At 59.1% G+C, this 2,368-nt stretch carries 1 pseudogene; it reads left to right on the forward strand.

The window, feature by feature from the left end:
- Window positions 1-300 precede the first annotated feature (300 nt).
- Window positions 301-2,368, forward strand: a pseudogene (locus tag ACWR1S_RS30770) (hypothetical protein); the annotation flags it as partial.

A 2,368-nucleotide genomic window follows, 5' to 3' on the forward strand; every position in this document is an offset into this window, starting at 1 on the left:
TGATGGATAATCTGGAGTTGCCGGATTAGTTCGGGTCAGATCGTTCCCACGCTCCTGCGTGGGAATGCCTCAACGGACGCTCCGCGTTCGGCTTTTGAAGTGACGCAGAGCGTCCCGGGCTGCATTCCCACGCAGAGCGTGGGAACGATCAATCTCTAAGGCTTTTTCAGCTTCGACTCGACCTCTCTCAAAATTACCACCCGTCGGATTTCGGCCTGCACCTGTCAGATCTGACAGGTGCGCAATTCCGCCCATGCGCGTTCAATCACTCCGTTGCCAAACCGAACGGAGCACGCCGCCATGGCCGACCAGAAACCTTTTGCCCTGAAGCCCATTTACTTCCCCGCCCTGACTACCCTTGACCCATCAGATGGTTACGATGGCGGCATCCCCATTCGTGCAGTGGAAAACGGTTTGCAAGTGGTCATCCCCGCTTGGTTCGAAATGAAACTCACGGACCGAGTCGCTTTCTTCTGGAACAACGGGACGGATGAGGTATGGAGCAAGACCCTCGAGCACGAGTCCGAACTCAATCGGGATGTAGTCTTCACCCTGGCCAAGAATCATGTGATCGACGGTGACGCCATCGACGTGTTCTACAAGGTCTCCGGCAAGAACCATCCCGAAGAAGAATCCAAGCCCCGTTTAAAGCTGCTGGTCAAACTCACCCGCCCTGGTGAATACGACGACATCCCTGGCGATGATGGCCACTCCGATCTCAACTTCTCCCTCGACCGCTACGAAATCGACAAGAATTTTACGGAAAAAGACGTTGTAACGATGCGCATCGTCCGCTACCGCAACCTGACTAAATACGACCGCATCCACGCCCGTTGGGGCAGTCAGAAAAAGGTTCATCTCGTCACCCCGGATCAGGCGAGTGATCCGGATAAATACCCCATCGACATCACCTTCGATTACGAACTGATCAAGGCTGCTGGCGATAGCCCTGCCGTGGCCGTGGCTTATCAGGTCGTTGACCCTTGCGGCAACTACCCGGACGAGCGCGCCCCATGGTCAGCTCTACAGTCGGTGCTGGTGGACATGAACGGTGACCGACTGGACTCACCACTGGTGCTGGTCAAAGGCCAGCCGACCGATCGGGTGGACCTCGACACCCTCGGTGACGACGACGTCATCGTTCGCGTGTACACGACGGCTAAAGACTTTACCGTGAACGACGAAGTGCGCCTGACCTGGACCGGCACCCCCGCGCAAGGCCCGCAAATCATCGTCGGCCCGTTATCAAAAACGGTGGAGTTCCTGCCCTTTCAGCTCGACTTCACCATCCCCAACGCAGCCGTGCGCGCCATCGCCAAGGGCAGTGCGTCGGTGGGATTTGTTCGGCGCCGCGAGGGTGAATCCGACCGCCACTCGAAAAACGCCAGTGTCAGCGTCGTGGGCGATATCAGCCGACTGCCGGCACCTAGCGTCGTCGAGGCACCGGGCGGGACGTTGCCAGTCGAAACGCCGTGGGCGACGGTGAGTGCGCCGTGGTACGTGGGTCGCAACAGCAGTGATCTGCTGAACGTGATCTGGGAGGCGAAGGCGCCCGGCGGCGACCCTGTTTACTACGAGGACCCGCGCCAGGTCGGCAATGTAGCGGATGGCGAGCCCGTCTTGCGCAACGTGAGCCAGACCGAAATTCAGCGTTTCGATGGCCTGAGCGTCAAGGTCTACTACATCGTCACCAACAGTGACAACCTGCTGCTGAGCGTGCGCGAATCGCTGCCATTCATCATGCAGGTCGGCGTGGCGAAGCCAATCTTTGAACGCCCGGAAGTCGAAGAAGCAGACGCCAATGGCGTGCTGGATCCGGACAAGGTGCCGCCGACCGGTGCAACCATGGTCTTGCCCCACACCGGTACCCAGGACAAAGACCGGTTTCACTACTACTTCAATGGCTCGGCGAGCGGCGGCAGCTTCAGTGACCATATCGACCTGATCCCCGCCACAGCCGGCAAGCCAGTGCGGGTGACCGTGCCGAAGCAGTACGTCGCGGTCAACCTCTACGACACGGTGATGGCGGGTTACAGGATTGAGCGGGCGGGAGAGACGTTGGGGCATTCACGGGAGTTGACGCTGGAAGTTGGCTTGGTAACTGATCCAACTATCGATTCGGTCAAAGGCTCACCCAGCGGTGTCGAAATCCCCCAAGGCGGGAGCACAGTGGAAACGGCTGTCACCCTGAGCGGCATCGCGGCCAAAGGCCTGATGGTCGAAATCCTTGACGGCACTGTCCCCAAAGGTAGGGCAACGGCACATGTCAAAACCGGTGTCTGGACATTGCTCGTCAGTGCTCTGACTTTGGCTGCACACAGCTTTACCGCCAAGGCGTTGTACGGCTCGGGCGCGACGTCGGCCGCCA

It is taken from the genome of Pseudomonas sp. AIG, from assembly GCF_977020205.1.